At 42.2% G+C, this 15788-nt stretch carries 12 protein-coding genes; 7 read left to right on the top strand and 5 right to left on the bottom strand.

The window, feature by feature from the left end; genetic code table 11:
* Positions 1–19: 19 nt before the first annotated feature.
* Complete coding sequence (locus L7A31_RS03850) at positions 20–499, bottom strand: CreA family protein (protein WP_237360177.1); 480 nt, start codon at positions 497–499, stop codon at positions 20–22.
* 241 nt (positions 500–740) lie between these two features.
* On the opposite strand from L7A31_RS03850, the gene L7A31_RS03845 reads away from it, so the two are divergent.
* The 4 genes from L7A31_RS03845 to L7A31_RS03830 all read left to right on the top strand — a co-directional run bounded on the left by L7A31_RS03845 (position 741) and on the right by L7A31_RS03830 (position 6080).
* Positions 741–1841: a NapC/NirT family cytochrome c gene (locus L7A31_RS03845; RefSeq protein ID WP_237360176.1), complete on the top strand. Its 1101-nt coding sequence runs from the start codon at positions 741–743 to the stop codon at positions 1839–1841.
* 14 nt (positions 1842–1855) lie between these two features.
* On the top strand, positions 1856–4291 hold the full coding sequence (locus L7A31_RS03840; RefSeq protein ID WP_237360750.1) for a molybdopterin guanine dinucleotide-containing S/N-oxide reductase: 2436 nt from the start codon (positions 1856–1858) through the stop codon (positions 4289–4291).
* 177 nt (positions 4292–4468) lie between these two features.
* Entirely contained in the window at positions 4469–5308 is an 840-nt protein-coding gene (locus L7A31_RS03835) for an isopenicillin N synthase family dioxygenase (RefSeq protein WP_237360175.1), read from the top strand.
* A 154-nt stretch (positions 5309–5462) separates the two neighbouring features.
* Positions 5463–6080 carry a DNA-J related domain-containing protein gene (locus tag L7A31_RS03830; protein WP_237360174.1) on the top strand — a complete coding sequence of 206 codons (618 nt, stop codon included), beginning with the start codon at positions 5463–5465 and terminating at the stop codon, positions 6078–6080.
* A 23-nt stretch (positions 6081–6103) separates the two neighbouring features.
* On the opposite strand, the gene L7A31_RS03825 is transcribed toward L7A31_RS03830, so the two are convergent.
* The 3 genes from L7A31_RS03825 to L7A31_RS03815 all read right to left on the bottom strand — a co-directional run bounded on the left by L7A31_RS03825 (position 6104) and on the right by L7A31_RS03815 (position 9692).
* Positions 6104–7753: an ABC-ATPase domain-containing protein gene (locus L7A31_RS03825; protein ID WP_237360173.1), complete on the bottom strand. Its 1650-nt coding sequence runs from the start codon at positions 7751–7753 to the stop codon at positions 6104–6106.
* 80 nt (positions 7754–7833) lie between these two features.
* Complete coding sequence (gene fabV, locus L7A31_RS03820) at positions 7834–9015, bottom strand: enoyl-ACP reductase FabV (protein ID WP_237360172.1); 1182 nt, start codon at positions 9013–9015, stop codon at positions 7834–7836.
* A 77-nt stretch (positions 9016–9092) separates the two neighbouring features.
* Positions 9093–9692: an arylesterase gene (locus L7A31_RS03815; RefSeq protein ID WP_237360171.1), complete on the bottom strand. Its 600-nt coding sequence runs from the start codon at positions 9690–9692 to the stop codon at positions 9093–9095.
* On the opposite strand from L7A31_RS03815, the gene L7A31_RS03810 reads away from it, so the two are divergent.
* From L7A31_RS03810 to L7A31_RS03800, 3 genes are all read left to right on the top strand, one after another.
* Positions 9691–10365 carry an ABC transporter ATP-binding protein gene (locus L7A31_RS03810; protein ID WP_237360170.1) on the top strand — a complete coding sequence of 225 codons (675 nt, stop codon included), beginning with the start codon at positions 9691–9693 and terminating at the stop codon, positions 10363–10365. The two genes, L7A31_RS03815 and L7A31_RS03810, sit on opposite strands and share 2 nt — an antisense overlap.
* Positions 10365–12797, top strand: a complete 2433-nt coding sequence (locus tag L7A31_RS03805) for an ABC transporter permease (RefSeq protein ID WP_237360169.1) — start codon at positions 10365–10367, stop codon at positions 12795–12797. Before L7A31_RS03810 ends, L7A31_RS03805 begins: the two co-directional genes overlap by 1 nt.
* Positions 12798–13252: 455 nt before the next feature.
* Complete coding sequence (locus L7A31_RS03800) at positions 13253–14695, top strand: FAD-dependent oxidoreductase (RefSeq protein WP_237360168.1); 1443 nt, start codon at positions 13253–13255, stop codon at positions 14693–14695.
* Here L7A31_RS03800 and arsB read toward each other — a convergent pair whose 3' ends face one another.
* Positions 14696–15748: an ACR3 family arsenite efflux transporter gene (gene arsB / locus L7A31_RS03795; RefSeq protein ID WP_237360167.1), complete on the bottom strand. Its 1053-nt coding sequence runs from the start codon at positions 15746–15748 to the stop codon at positions 14696–14698.
* Positions 15749–15788 lie beyond the last annotated feature (40 nt).

Genomic DNA, 15788 nt, shown 5'->3' with positions numbered 1-15788 from the left:
GGTTGCTGGCTGTTTTATTTTATGACTTCTCAGATGCTACGTTAGGCTGAACGTAGGCCTGTGTTCCCCACAAAGGTACTGTCGAGAGGCTGTGCTTAAAACTACCGGATGTTTCTTTTGTTGAGTAGGAAAGATACATTAACGTTTGCGTCTCCGGGTCGTATATTCTTCTCACTTTCATATGCTTAAAGAAAATACTTTTTGACTGCTTAAAGATCACGTCCCCTGACTTCGACTTATCAATCTTAGCAATCATTTGTGGTGTGATTGGGCCTGTTTGGCGACATGCAATTGAACTGTCACTCGGATCAGAGAGGCTCATCTTTGCGTCAATAGATGCAACATGACAGGTTACGCCAGTAACCACAGGGTCTTGGAAGTGATTCAGTTTGATGTCTTTCATGGTGAAGAGACCTAAACTTACATCGCCTACTTCATTGTTATCACAGCCGAAAAGTGCAAGAGAGGAGAGGGCTATTATTGCTAGCTTGGCTTTCATTGATGTGTAATCCGTTAATAAGTTTGCGACTATGATAACAGTATTAGGTTCACGGGTGTTTATAGCTTACGATCTAGATCCCATAAATAACTAGTTAGATAAAATATAAATTTAACGAATGATTCTGATCAAATTGTCTAGTGGAATGTCCCTTATATACTGCCAAGCAAAAATCGCATTCCCTACTACACTGATATAACTATCAATGTAGTGGGTCTATTAATAAGGGGATATATTCATCATGGCTATAAAAAAGCGATATGTCCTGCTAATTGCCATCATCGGCATTGGCACAGGATGGATAACACTTGGGGGGACTGCAGCGGTTTTGCACTATACCTCGAGCGAAAAGTTCTGTATTTCTTGTCACACAATGGAAACACCTTTCAAGGAATACCAAGGCTCAGTTCACTACAGTAACGCTTATGGAATTCGAGCTGAGTGCGCGGATTGCCACATTCCTTCCGATCCAATCGGCTATGTCATCACTAAAATTCGCGCTACCAAGGACATATATCACGAATTTATCACAGGAAAGATAGACACTCCTGAAAAATACGAGGCGCACCGGAAGGAGCTGGCTGAAACAGTTTGGGCTCAGCTAAAGGCAAATGATTCAGCGACATGCCGTTCATGTCATACCTTCGATGCAATGGAAATCTATGCGCAATCCAAAGATGCACAGAAAATGCATACCTACGCAGAAGAGAACAACCAGACGTGTATCGATTGTCACAAAGGGGTAGCGCATTTAACACCTGAGGTAAAACTGGACGACGGTGCTTACAAGAAACTACTTGCATTGACCGAAAAAACGTCGGCTGACGCAAAGGTCGTTTATCCAGTTGCAACGATTTCTATTGGAGACTTAGGTTCGATTTCTCCGACAGCGCCGCTTGAAGTAATTTCCAACAATGGCAAAGAGAGAAAATTTGTTCTACACGCTTATCAAATGAAAGGTGCTGAGCAAGTTCTTTACATGGGGGAAGGTCAACGTTCAGTCTTAGCTCAACTGAGTACAAAAGGGCAGAAGTCTCTAAAAGTTGGCACTTACAAAACCGATGACTATGGCAATCAATGGCGTCCAGTAACGCTGACTGCACAAACGGATCAGCCAGTTGTCGATTCCCTTAAGCCTGTTTGGACTTATGCCGAAGAGTTAGACAATGTCTACTGCTCAACATGTCACTCAAAGATTCCTCCTAAGCACTTTACTGTTAATGCATGGGGACCTGTAGCGAAAACAATGGGGTCAAGAACTGACATAACTCCTGAAAACTTGGAATTACTGACGAAGTTCTTCCAAAACCACGCTAAAGATATTACTAACGCCAAGCATTAATGGAGGGCAGAATGATGAAAGATATTTCTCGTCGTAGATTTCTTAAAGGTACTGGCCTAACAGCTGGAGCGTTGGCGATAACTTCAATCTCTCCTGTTTATGCGACTACTGCAAAAAGCGGTAGAGGTTTTGGAGTGCTTACCGCGGGTAGAATGGGGCCGTTACTTTGCCAAGTGCAAGGAGGAAAGCTAGTCTCCTCAACCAATGCGCTAGCTCAAACGGTACCAAATACTTTGCAAGTGACTGGCCCGGATCAAGTTTATACCAAGGCTAGAGTCAAGTTTCCCTATGTACGTAAGGGCTTTTTAGCGAATCCAAGTAACCCAGAAGGTGTTCGAGGCAAAGATGAATATGTTCGCGTTTCTTGGGAAAAAGCGTATCAATTGATCCATGAGCAGCACATGAGAATACGTAAGGAGAATCCTCCTTCGTCGGTTTATGCTGGTTCTTATGGCTGGCGCTCAAGTGGCGTGTTGCACAAAGCACAAACGTTGTTACAGCGCTATATGGGTATGGCGGGTGGCTATACAGACCGAATGGGTGACTACTCGACAGGAGCTGCACAGATCATTCTGCCCCATGTTGTTGGCTCGATCGAGGTTTATGAGCAACAAACAACGTTCCCTATGGTCATGGAGCACAGTGACGTTGTTGTTATCTGGGGATTGAACCCGCTTAACACATTACGAATTGCGTGGTCATCCACCGATTGTTCTGGGCTAGAGTTCTTCCATCAGTTGGAAAAATCAGGCAAAACTATCATTGTCATCGACCCAATGAAATCTGAAACTGCAGAGTTCTTTGGTGACAAAGCACAATGGATTGCGCCTAATCCTTTTACTGATGTTGCTATGATGATGGGTATTGCCCATTCATTGATCAGCAAAAAACAGCATGACAAAAAATTTATCGATAAATATACGGTTGGGTTTGACAAATTTGAAGCGTATTTACTCGGTAAAGAAGACGGAGTTGAGAAAACGCCAGAGTGGGCATCTTCTGTATGTGGTGTACCTGCGAAACAACTCGAGATCTTGGCAGACATATTCAGCAAAAACCGCACTATGTTGATGGCGGGTTGGGGACTGCAGCGCCAACAGTTTGGTGAACAACGCCATTGGATGCTAGTCACATTGGCATCAATGCTTGGGCAAATTGGTTTGCCGGGTGGTGGGTTTGGCTTTTCTTATCACTACTCAAATGGCGGTAATCCAGCAAGAACCGCTGGCGTGTTGCCTTCAATGACAGCGGCCATTAGTGATCCTACTTGGCCATCGAAAGGGTCTGTTGCAGCATTTCCTGTTGCTCGGATTGTTGATGCTCTTGAGAGTCCGGGGAAAACGATTTTCCATAATGGACATGAAGTTACTTATCCTGATATCAAATTGATTTGGTGGGCAGGTGGTGGGAACTTCACGCATCATCAAGATACAAACCGATTAATTAAAGCGTGGCAAAAGCCAGAGCTGGTTGTTATTTCGGAAATTTATTGGACAGCTGCTGCTAAGCATGCAGATATTGTTCTTCCGATCACAACCTCGTTTGAGCGTAATGATTTAACGATGACAGGGGATTATTCAAATCAGCATTTGGTTCCGATGAAAAAAGTGGTAGAGCCAGAAGGGGAATCTCGAAGCGATTTTGAGGTTTTCTCTGACATGGCGGAACTCCTAAAGCCCGGCGGGAAAGAAGTTTATACCGAAGGCAAAAATGAAATGGAGTGGTTATATCAGTTTTATACAGCGGCGCAAAAGAGTGGTCGTAACCTTCGAGTAGCAATGCCAAACTTTTCAGAGTTCTGGCGTGAAAACCAGTTAATCGAGATGAAATACAACGATAAAGCGGCAAAGTTTGTTCGTTATGATGATTTTAGAAAAGATCCTGTTTTAAATCCGTTAGGTACGCCTAGTGGCAAGATTGAGATATTTTCAAAGACGATTGAAGGTTACAAACTCAAAGACTGTCCTCCGCACCCAACTTGGTTGGCCCCTGATGAATTTTTGGGTACAGCCAAAGATGATGAGCTTCAATTAATGACCTCACATGCAGCGGATAGGCTACATAGTCAGTTTAACTACGCTAAAATCCGTGAGGATTACGCGATAGCTAATCGAGAACCAATTTGGATTAATGTCACAGATGCGAAAAAACGCGGAATCAACCATGGTGACTTGGTTCGTGCCTACAATAAGCGGGGACAAGTGCTTGTTGGTGCGTACGTGACAGATCGTATCAAGCAAGGAACTGTATGTATTCATGAAGGCGCATGGCCAGATCTGGATGCAAAAACAGGTATTTGCAAAAACGGTGGAGCGAACGTGCTCACTCTAGATATTCCCACATCACGCCTATCGAATGGGTGTGCGGCTAATTCTTCGCTAGTTCGTATTGAAAAATACACAGGACCTGACCTAGAGCTTACTGCATTTGTACCACCGAAAATAGGCTAGCGCCGCAAGGAGAAAATCAGGTATTCACGCTGGTTTTCTCCTTTCTAATCTCTCGATAAATGTTAACTAGATCGCTAACATTGCAGTTGGTTTCACATTAATTTCATAATAGTTTGATTTACCTTTACACGGATTTTAGAATCGTCAATCAAATTATACATATAAGAAAGTAATGTTATGAAATTGGAAACTGTTGACTATCGTGCTCCTGATGCAGCTGAGCAATTTGTAAAATCGCTACGTGAAACTGGCTTTGGTGTTTTGAAGAACCACCCTATTTCTCAAGATCTTGTTGAGTCTATTTACAAGAATTGGTACGAGTTTTTCACTTCTGGTCCAAAAAACGATTATCACTACAATGTAGAAACTCAAGATGGTTTTTTCCCAGCTGAAATTTCTGAAGTAGCAAAAGGGCACACGGTTAAAGACATCAAAGAGTACTACCATGTCTACCCTTGGGGCCAAATTCCTCCAGAATTGAAAGATCAAATCTTAGATTACTACCGTCAAGCGAATGATTTTGCATCTGAGTTGCTAAGTTGGGTTGAATCCTACGCTCCGAAAGAAGTTCAAGAGAAGTTTTCAATTTCACTGTCAAAAATGATGGAAGATAGTGAAATGACGTTGCTTAGAGTGCTGCATTACCCACCGATGAAAGGTGACGAAGAGCCAGGAGCTATTCGGGCAGCTGCTCACGAAGACATCAATTTATTAACAGTGCTTCCAGCTGCTAATGAGCCGGGTCTGCAAGTCAAATCACAGGAAGGTGATTGGCTAGACGTACCATGTGATTTTGGTAACTTAATCATAAATATAGGTGATATGCTGCAAGAAGCATCTGGCGGGTATTTCCCAAGTACGACTCACAGAGTTATTAACCCAACTGGTGAGCGCCAAGAAAAGTCTCGAATTTCTTTGCCACTATTTTTGCACCCTAAGCCGGAAGTTGTATTGTCAGAAAAGTATACAGCTGATAGCTATTTGAAAGAGCGTTTAAGAGAGCTCGGTGTATTGTGATCTAAAAAGATCAAAGCAAGATCTGGCCGATGCCTTATGCATCGGCTTTTTTGTAGACGAGATCATGAACTAGCGAAGTTAATTACGTAACTTCTCGACAAATCTGAGTTGTTCTATTTGAATGATTAATTATCCACTACTGAAAAGTAAGACAATGTCAGAGCAGCAAGAACTCACCGCAACATTCCAGACTTACATGGAAAATCCCTTGGTGTGGCCTATGTTAGAAGTACTGCGACAGAGGCCGTCGGGATGGAAAGTACATACACTCGCAGCACATCTCAGTTCTTTAGGCTACATTCCCGTTCTTGACCCTTCCCCGCAAAAAGACCTCTTCAAACGAAACTTCCTTATTATGAATGCCCTGTATCAATTACAGGAAACTTTGTATCCAGAAAAATGGTTACAAGTAGAAGCAATGGATATTGTGCTACTCCCTATTACATCAATACAAGGTTGCGAGATCGATCCTGAAGATCCTTTACGTGACTACTATATTCAGTGGCATAACTATGAAGCAGAAGAGGGAGAGGTAAAGCGCTTACTGAACGAGTTTTGGACTAAATATCGTAAGCATGTGGGTGGTACAAATGGTTTGGATATGGACCGTGCTAAGGCATTGAGTTTATTCAAACTACCACATGACGCGAGCCAGTCACAAATAAGAAAAACTTGGCGTAAGTTAGCACTCAAGTGGCACCCAGACAGAGAAAACGGAAACAGCGAAAAATTCCGCGTTCTCTGTGAAGCTTGGCATGTATTGAGGCATTAGAATGAACTGATGCCCCTTGGCTTTTAGTTTTTAAAACGGGCTTTCCGCATGCGGTTTAGTGTGGCCATAACATCAATGGTTCTTGGCTTACTTGCATCGATATAGTTTGGAAGAGAGTAAGCCCAATTGCTATTTAGAAACGAATCGAATTCTTTAGTTGGGCAGCTTGACCATCCATTTAGCTGTGCAAGCTGGAACCATAGCCAACCGATCGTGTTGAGTTCAGTATGAGATTCTAGCTGTGCTAACGCAGAGACATCTACAGATTCTTTACCAAAACGCAGAGATGATGTGTCTTTTGCCGTTATGCGAAATTTACCTTCTGCCAATATCTTTTGCAGACATGCACTGTCAAACGAACGTGATGAAACAGCCTTTAACTCAGACTCACCTTCAAAGCTACGTTGATTTGGGTGAGCGACTACCACTTGCTTAGCTTTTTCTGTCACATCAACTGCTTGGTAGTTATGCATTTGAATCACAGTATCAGCGACATCTAGGTAGTCTCCAGATCCGCCCATAACGATGACCGTAGACACATTCAGCATTTCATTAAGCTGTTTTACGCGATCGACAAGTGGAGTAATTGGCTCTGCTGCTTTTTCGACAAGTAACTGCATCCTTTCGTCGCGAATCATAAAGTTTGTAGCAGACGTATCTTCATCAATTAAAAGGCTTGAAGCGCCAGATTCGATAGACTCTTGTAGCCAAGCTGCTTGCGAGGTAGACCCTGAAGCATCCTGAGTGACAAAGTTTTCTGTGTCGCTACCATTTGGTAGATGATTGATGTAATTAGATAGGTTTAAATTGTGTACGCATCGACCATCTTCAGCTCGAATTTTCATTGCATTAGTATCGCAGACAATTCGTTCTCGGCCATCACCCGGAATATGGTTGTATATCGACTTCTCAATAGCATGTAGCAAAGTTGATTTACCGTGAAATCCTCCGCCCACGATAAGGGTCACACCTTTACGAATACCTAGTCCAGTGATTTTTCCTTGGTTTGGTGCCGTCATTTCTACACAAAGCGATTCTGGTGACTCAAATGGAATTGCTTCTTTCATCGGCTTGTCGGATGCCCCTGATAAACGGGGTAAAATACTGCCATTCGCGACAAACGCAACTAGGCCACGTTCACTGAGTTGATTTCGCAAGCTTTGTTGATCTTCGTAGATTTCACAATGATTTTTCAGTGCATCTATATCTAGTTCACGCGCAATAGTCGAACGGCGAATGATTTTCGGCAAGTGGAACGTAATTAGGTTTAGGGCCTTTTTAGCTAATATGCTGCGACCATCTGCTGGTAAATCGACTTTAAAGCGAAGCTCTATCCCTTCATCAGTAAATTGGACGGAAGTAGAGTCTAAAATCACTTGCTCACCAATAAAGATATTAATGGCGTTGTCATTCAAGGTTAGTGCTGCGAATTGACGAGCGATAAAGTCTCTGGCTGCAATTTGATAATCGGTGGACTTCTCTTGCAACCATTGTAGATCAGTTAATGACCACGGACGAATTGCTCTAAACCTTGAAGCTGGCGCATATGGGTCTGCTTGGGTTTGATCAATAAACAAAGTGAAATCTTTAAAGTCATAGTGACCTTTGATTTTTTGATAAGAACGATAATTTTGCTTTTCAAGCTTTTTTAGCTTGGCAATCAACTGATCCATGGCGAGCTTCACGTGTATAAAAACAGGGCAGCGATTATAGAAATCAGCTGCCTGTGAGTAAAGTTAAATTGGAAATAAGCCTAAATATCTATGTCTACGTCTTTAGAGTAGTCGATTTCTGGATGTGCAAACCCATTAATTTTGAGAAACTCATCTTTAACGCCCTGATAATCAGCTAAGTCAGCAAAATTATTTTGGTCCATCTTAGACAAAATCTCATTCACTTGAGCTTGTATTTTGGATTGCATTTCCCAATCATCAATTCTGATGAGTCGCTCGCCATCGACAGGAACTTTTTGGTTTTCTGTATAGAGCTTGTTGGCATACAGACGATACATTTGCTCCATACACGTTTCGTGGCTTCCTTCTTCCTTCATGACCTTATACAGCGCCATGAGATATGGTGTTAAGCCAGGGATAAATACACTTGCTTTGGTGACAAGTGCCTTACATACCGTCGTGTACGCGTTACCAGAAAAGTTGGCCAACTTTAAATTTAGTGAGTGACTTGTTTGGTGTAAGTCGATTTTCGCTCTACCTAATGTTCCATCTAAATAGATTGGGTGGGTTGATTCTGGGCCTATGTAAGAAAAAGCAACAGTGTTGAAACCTTCAGCAATGGACTCTGAATTTATCAAGGTATCAATCCAGCTTTCCCAGTCTTGACCTCCCATGATTTTTACAGTGCTTTCAATTTCATCGTTGCTGGCAGGTTGCAGTGTGTGTGATTGCCATTCATTGTTTTCTAGACAGATAGTATTGGCTTTATAGGATGCGTTAATCGGTTTGATACATGAGCGCCACATGCCTTCTCCATCAGGCTTTGGTCTAACACCACTCGCTAAACTATATACGACTAAGTCAACTTCTCCTTCAAAGTAAGTTTCAATAGCTTCAACCACTTGATCGCGTATATCGTCAGAAAAAGCATCCCCTTGAATATTAACGGCGATTCTGCCATTTTCCTCAGCATGCTTTTTAAAAGCAGCGTTATTGTACCAACCTGCGGAACCAGTTTTGCCTTCTGATGGGCATCTTTCAAACGAAACGCCAATCGTATCGGCATTTCCTGCAAATGTAAGAGCAATGCGCGAGCTTAAACCAAACCCTGAAGACGCGCCTAATATGAGTACTCTTTTCGGAGCATTTTGAATCGCAGGTTGGGATTTAATATAGTTAATTTGATCCACCACGGACTTTTCACAGCCGATAGGATGCGCAGTTTTGGCGACAACGCCCTTAATCACTGGTTCAACGATCATACCTAGTACCTTTAGTTACCGTGTTGCTTCACAATAACTTAACAAAATGCTTAGTTTATTGAGCTACGGCATTAAATCTACAGATATTCACTTATTTGACTGGCAACAAATTCAGCAATCCATGGCTGTGCGTGTTCGGTGGGGTGCAACCCATCGGGCATCATCCATTCAGGCTTTGTTACAACTTTTTCCAAGAAGAATGGTATCAATGGAACTCCATCACTGTTTGAAATTGTTGGGTAAACTTTTGAAAAGGCGGCTGTATATCGTTTTCCATAGTTAGGTAGGACGTGGATCTGCATCAGTATTGGTTTTGAACCTTCTTCGCGGATTTTTCGTACAATTGTTGATAGATTAGATTGCAGTACCTTTAATGGAAACCCTCTTAGCCCATCATTCGCACCAAGCTCAATTAGGACTGTGTCGGGTTTGTGTTTCTGCAGTAATAAAGGTAAGCGCATTAAGCCATTGCCGGAGGTATCTCCTGAGATGCTAGCATTGATTACGGTGACGTTTTTTCCTTTTTCTTGCAGCGATTGGCTTAACAGGCTAGGCCACGCTTTTTCAATAGGCATTTGGTAACCCGCGCTTAAGCTATCGCCTAATATAAGTAGTGTTGAGCCGCTTGCGTAGCTCGAGAACGTTACAACAAGTACTAAGGAAAGTAGTCGAATCATGCAAACATCCATTATTCAGGCAAAATCACTGTGTAAAACAGTGTCTACCAGTCGAGAAAATTTAACAATCTTGCAGGATGTAAATTTAGAGATAAGTAGTGGAGAAAGTGTTGCAATTGTTGGTGCTTCTGGGGCTGGAAAATCAACGTTAATGACCTTGCTTGCAGGGCTCGACGCCCCAACGGCAGGTGAAGTGCATCTATTAGGCAAAAACCTTTCCCTGCTTGACGAAGAAGCAAGAGCATATATCCGTAGCCACTCCGTTGGGTTTGTTTTTCAAAGCTTTATGTTGATTCCAAGTTTAACCGCTATTGAGAACGTGACTCTGCCGTGTTTACTAAAAGGGGAGAAAGAAAATACAGCAAGGGCAGTTGAACTATTAACCTCTGTCGGGCTAGGAAACAGATTAGATCACCTTCCGAGCCAGCTTTCAGGAGGAGAGCAGCAGAGAGTTGCGCTTGCTAGAGCATTCATGATTGAACCGAAAGTTTTGTTTGCAGATGAACCTACAGGTAACTTAGATCAACACACGGCCGAAAAAGTCATCGATCAGTTTTTCGAACTTAACCAACAACATAGTACAACCTTGGTCATGGTGACACATGATCTAGTACTCGCAAAACGTTGTGATCGCGTTTTTCATATGAGCGCAGGAAAGCTGGAGGTGTCTTAATGGAGATGCCAAAACGTCACAATAGTTTTGCAAGAATAATTACTTGGAGTTGGAAAGAGATATGGCATGGTCAACTTTGGCCGATTTCTGTGTCACTAATTTTAATCATCGCCTCGATATTTGCTTTGACTGCACTTGCAGAGCGGCTTGAACAGGTAGTCGTTAAAAAAGGTAAAGAAGCGCTATCAGCTGACAGCGTATTTATTTCAGCCAATCCTCTCTCAAACCAGCTATTAGAGTCTGTCGCCACTTTGGGCTTGTCTAGTTCCAAGATGACGCGCTTTAACACAATGGCTTTTAGTGATGCACAAATGCAGCTCGTCACGGTAAAAGGAGTAGAGTCGAATTACCCGCTTCTAGGCAATTTGTTACTCGGTAATGGGAAAACAGAACAACATAAAGTATCTCCAAAGCAATTGTGGATGGAGGAGAGATTAATTGAGCAACTAAAAGTTAAACCCGGTGACACTATTTCAATAGGCGATGCTGATTTTGTTTTGTCAGGTAAAATTATTGATGAACCTGGGCTGAGCTTTAACCCATTTCAGCAGATGCCGACAGTACTTATCCATCAAAACGACGTCGAATCTACGGGTGCGATTCAGATTGGAAGTAGGGTGAGATACAGCCTTTTTCTATCGGGCAATGATTCAACAATAAAAAACTTGAAGACATCGGTTCAGTTAGGAGCAAGCGATCGATGGAGAGATACAAGTAGTCGCAGCAGAACCAATGAGATATTTCAGAGAACAGAGCAGTACTTATCCCTAACCGTAGCTATTGTTGTGATAATGGCAGCGACGACATTAGTGCTCACTTGCCAGCATTACGTGGCATCTCGTTTGAAAACTATTGCAATGCTAAAGAGTTTAGGGGCGAGCAAAAATTGGCTAGCAATGTGGCTTTCTATACAAGTACTGATACTACTAGTTGTAGCAATAGTTTTTGGAGTGTCGCTGGGAATATTAATTGAGTACCTTTTGCGTATACCGATCTCAGATATTTTGCCTAAGCCATTACCAAGCTATGGTTTTAAACCGGCAGTCGTTGCAGTCTCTACCAGTATCCTTATTTCTATTCCGTCATTGGGCATTCCGTTAAATAGGCTATTAGCTGTCAGTGCACTTGAAGTAATGCAGCCTAAGCAAACAAGTAAATTTCGGGTTCTTAATCTGGTTCTAATCGCAGTCCCACTAGTTCCGATGGCTACTGTTTATCACAACAACGTGTTGGTTTGGCTGGTGTTCGGAGGCATCGTTGCTTTGTTTGCTGTTTTAGCTTCATTAAGCCTGTTTCTTACAAAACTGATGGTAAAACTGCCACTTGCCATCTCTTTTAAACTTGCAGTAAGTCGGATCAATCGTTCTAGGCTTACAAGTGGAATCCAGTTTGGCGCCTTAGCGGTGTCTTTAATGATGCTTGGCATTATTTGGCTGGTACGCACTGACTTGCTGACGGACTGGAATCGAGTATTGCCTGAGAACGCACCAAATGCGTTTGCTTTTAATATCGCCCCATACGAGAAAGAGGCATATTTGGGCACACTCGATTCTGAGAAAATAAGCCGCTCTCAAGCGTATCCTATCATTCGTGGGAGGCTCACAAAAATAAACGGCGTGGATGCAAAAGAGATCACGCAAGGCAAAGAGGATACAGATGCGCTACGTCGAGAATTAAATCTTACTTGGGCAGATACATTGCCTACATACAATGAACTAGTTAAAGGTAGTTGGACTAAAACTAATGGGGTTTCAGTTGAGTCAGAAGTAGCCGAGGCGTTGAAGCTTAAAATTGGTGATAACTTAACATTCTCTATTGGTGGACAAAGTTTTAACGCCAAAGTAAACAGTATTCGAGATGTTGAATGGCGTGATATGAAGCTAAACTTTTACTTCATTTTTACGCCAGATGTACTTAAGGACATACAAATGTCTTGGCTGGTAAGTTTTAGATTAGACGACAGTGACAATTCGTTAATTAGCGAGCTATCACGGACATATCCAACAGTTAGCTTGATGGATATACGCCTGATGGGAGAAAAAATTCGTGATTTATTAAGCCAAATTGTATTGGCGATTTCTGGTCTCGCTGCATTAGGTGTGATTGCGGGGTTGCTGCTCATATTTACCCTGTTGAAACTGAGTGTAGAAATGCGTCAGCAAGAAATACAACTATACCGCACTTTAGGGGCCAGCCGAAATCGAGTAGTGCGCACGCTATGGGCAGAATTTGGACTGATGGCGCTTATTTCTGGTTGTATTGCGACAGGTGCTGCTGAAATGGTCGTCAAAGGCATCATGAAGTTCGGTTTTGAAGTGACAACTTCCCCACATTATCATATGTGGTTAATCCTACCGATATTGACCGTGTTTATTTTGATGATTGTCGTGAATGGGTTGATTAAAAAGTTGCTCAAGCCCATGCAAAAATAATCTCAAATGGATAGAGAATCGCTGAAGTATTCAGGAGTGTAGTGACGCTTTTGTATTCATATTAATCAATGTAAACGTTTGCGTGTTAATCAGCGATTTCCTTTTGCGAATGAACTGGATATTTGTACATTAATCCCCATCCTAGGGGCTTTCTTTATGGTGAATATTGAATAGTTTATCCAGTTATCCACAAAATCAGTGGATAAAGTTTTGGATAACTTACCCTGTAGATAACTATTGATTTCAAGCTACCCCTTTTATGCCAATGGCTTCGCTAGTTTTGCTGTTCAAAAACAAGTTTATTTCTCTCTAATGGGATAGCCAGTCAAGAAAAAATTTCAGTTTTTTTGCACCTAAATTACCAGTAGCCTTTTATATCCACATCAAAAATGAGATTTATTTAATCAATGGCTTTTAATACAATGTGTGCAACGTAATTATGTGTAGTTAATGATTTGTTGAACAGTTTCACATCATCGAAACCAACCTTTGCCATTATTGGTGGAGGGATAGCTGGCTCCACGGTTGCGATGCATTTAGCTGAATTGGGAGTCAATGTAACTTTACTCGAAAAGGGTACAAGTTTGGTAGCAGGCCCACCTATTTGTCATTTGCATGCTGGTGGCAACTTATACCGTGAAATATCAGAAACACAATGTGTTGATTTGCTCAAGCAGTCTATTGATACCGCTCGCTTTTATCCCCATACCTTAAACATAAGACCCACCCTTATCGCGGTACCAAAGCAAGATGCTGGTACGACAGAATCCCTTGTTGCTAGATTGCGTGTGGTTACTGCTGCCTATATGGATTTAGTCAATCAAGATCCTAACAATAAAGTGCTAGGTGAACCACAAGACTACTATCGGCTGTACACAAAATCCGATCTCGAAAGGTTAGCTTCACGGGAGCAACCTTCTCGGCCAAATGAGACCGATGAGTGGGTAATACCGTTTGCTCAAAACGTTGATTTAGAAAGCATCAAGTATCCTGTAATTGCTGTTCAGGAATACGGTTGGAGCCTGTTTAGAGTTGCAGCTAGCGTTTCTTTAACTTTGGAAAATTACGCTAATTGCCAAGTGCATCTCAATAGTAAACTCGAGAACGTAACCAAGAATGAGCAAGGTTGGAGATTAGAATATCGAGAGCCTTCGGGCGAAATGGGCTTTATGTATGCAGACTATCTTATTAATGCGTGCGGTTTCCAGACAGGAGAAATAGATGATCTTGTGAGTCACCGCTCTGACCGACTGGTAGAGTTTAAGGCCGCCTATGTTACGCAGTGGCCAGATTGCCAGCAGAAGTGGCCCGAGGTTATTTTCCACGGTGTAAGAGGAACAAAAAATGGTATGGCTCAGCTAACGCCTTATCCAAATGGTGTTTTTCAGCTACATGGAATGACGGAAGAGATTACATTGTTTTCAGATGGGCTTGTGTCTTCATGCGAAAAATCATCACAGCCGACACTACCACAGCGTTTCCGAAAGAAAATTGACAAAGGCTGGAGCAACGATGTCATCGATGTAAGAACCAATAAAGCGATACAGCATTTGAGCCAGTTCATTCCTAGCTACATTTCAGCTCAGAGGCTGAGTAAACCTTTATATGGAGCCCAACAAATACCAGGTGACAACGTCACTCTAAGATCTGCTGATGTATCATTTGCTGATCATAACTATGCTCGTATTGAAGTAGTGAAAGGCTCATCTGCTATAGAAGCGGCAAGAAAAATAATCCAACATTGGAATTTAGTCAGGACAAGTGCTGAAAGTATTAAGTTGTCCCAATCAGTGACAATGTCACTGACTGAGGCGCAGGTTGAGCAGTTAGCGATTGAATTAGCCGAGCAACGAGGCTATCCGATACAGCTAGCTGAAGTTTTTAATAAGCATGAATGACTAGGCAGTCGCGGCCCGATACTGTTTTTTCAGCCTTAGGCATATGTTAACTAGAGCGATTAGTACAGGCACCTCGATTAGTGGTCCAATAACTCCTGCGAATGCCTGTCCTGAGTTAATGCCAAAAACTGCAATGGAAACGGCAATGGCTAGCTCAAAGTTATTTCCTGTCGCGGTGTAGGCTATTGATGCATTTTTATCAAATGGTATTCCTAATCTCTTACCAACATAGAAACTGGCGAAAAACATAACAACAAAGTAGATCGCTAGTGGAATCGCTACCCTAAATACATCCATAGGTAGATCAATTATCATTTCTCCTTTTAAGCTAAACATAATTACGATGGTTGCAAGTAAAGCAATGAGTGTGATCGGAGATACTCTTGGGATGAAGACATTGTTGTACCACTGCTCACTTTTATACTTCACTAGTATTTCACGGCTTAAAAAGCCCGCAACAAAAGGGATACCTAGATAAATTAGTACGCTTTCTGCTACGTCAACAAACGAGACATGAATATCGACGCTTTTTATCCCAAAATACGGTGGGAGAACGGTTATAAATAGCCATGCTAAGAAACTATAAGTGACTATTTGGAAGATACTATTTAATGCAACCAGCGCAGCACCGTATTCTCTGTTTCCTCCACCGATATCATTCCATACAAGTACCATCGCTATGCAGCGCGCCAATCCTATTAATATAATTCCCATCATGTATTCTGGGTGGTTGTGCAAGAAGGTGATAGCAAGGATAAACATTAGTATGGGGCCAACAATCCAGTTCATTATCAGTGATAAAGTGATGGCTTGCTTGTCTTTCGCGACTTGCCCGAGCAGTCGATAGTTCACTTTCGCTAAAGGAGGGTACATCATTAAGATTAAGCCGATGGCTAGGGGAATGTTTGTTGTTCCAACAGACATTTGCTCGTTTAGTTGTTGAACACCGGGGAAGAGTACTCCTATCAAAATACCTATAGCCATCGCTATAAGTATCCATAAAGTTAAATAACGGTCTAAAAATCCAAGTTTAGGGGAAGATTCTAAGTTCATTTTGGTTACTCTAATCGTAAATCGTCGAAAGACGATTGAC

This window comes from Vibrio marisflavi CECT 7928 (assembly GCF_921294215.1).
In the GTDB taxonomy this organism is placed as follows: domain Bacteria; phylum Pseudomonadota; class Gammaproteobacteria; order Enterobacterales; family Vibrionaceae; genus Vibrio; species Vibrio marisflavi.
This window is presented reverse-complemented; position numbering and strand designations above follow the sequence as displayed.

Coding starts and splice junctions, on each gene's coding strand:
- L7A31_RS03850 (WP_237360177.1), bottom strand. CDS start 499: ATGAAAGCCAAGCTAGCAATAATAGCCCTCTCCTCTCTTGCACTTTTC.
- L7A31_RS03845 (WP_237360176.1), top strand. CDS start 741: ATGGCTATAAAAAAGCGATATGTCCTGCTAATTGCCATCATCGGCATT.
- L7A31_RS03840 (WP_237360750.1), top strand. CDS start 1,856: ATGAAAGATATTTCTCGTCGTAGATTTCTTAAAGGTACTGGCCTAACA.
- L7A31_RS03835 (WP_237360175.1), top strand. CDS start 4,469: ATGAAATTGGAAACTGTTGACTATCGTGCTCCTGATGCAGCTGAGCAA.
- L7A31_RS03830 (WP_237360174.1), top strand. CDS start 5,463: ATGTCAGAGCAGCAAGAACTCACCGCAACATTCCAGACTTACATGGAA.
- L7A31_RS03825 (WP_237360173.1), bottom strand. CDS start 7,753: ATGGATCAGTTGATTGCCAAGCTAAAAAAGCTTGAAAAGCAAAATTAT.
- fabV (WP_237360172.1), bottom strand. CDS start 9,015: ATGATCGTTGAACCAGTGATTAAGGGCGTTGTCGCCAAAACTGCGCAT.
- L7A31_RS03810 (WP_237360170.1), top strand. CDS start 9,691: ATGCAAACATCCATTATTCAGGCAAAATCACTGTGTAAAACAGTGTCT.
- L7A31_RS03815 (WP_237360171.1), bottom strand. CDS start 9,692: ATGATTCGACTACTTTCCTTAGTACTTGTTGTAACGTTCTCGAGCTAC.
- L7A31_RS03805 (WP_237360169.1), top strand. CDS start 10,365: ATGGAGATGCCAAAACGTCACAATAGTTTTGCAAGAATAATTACTTGG.
- arsB (WP_237360167.1), bottom strand. CDS start 15,748: ATGAACTTAGAATCTTCCCCTAAACTTGGATTTTTAGACCGTTATTTA.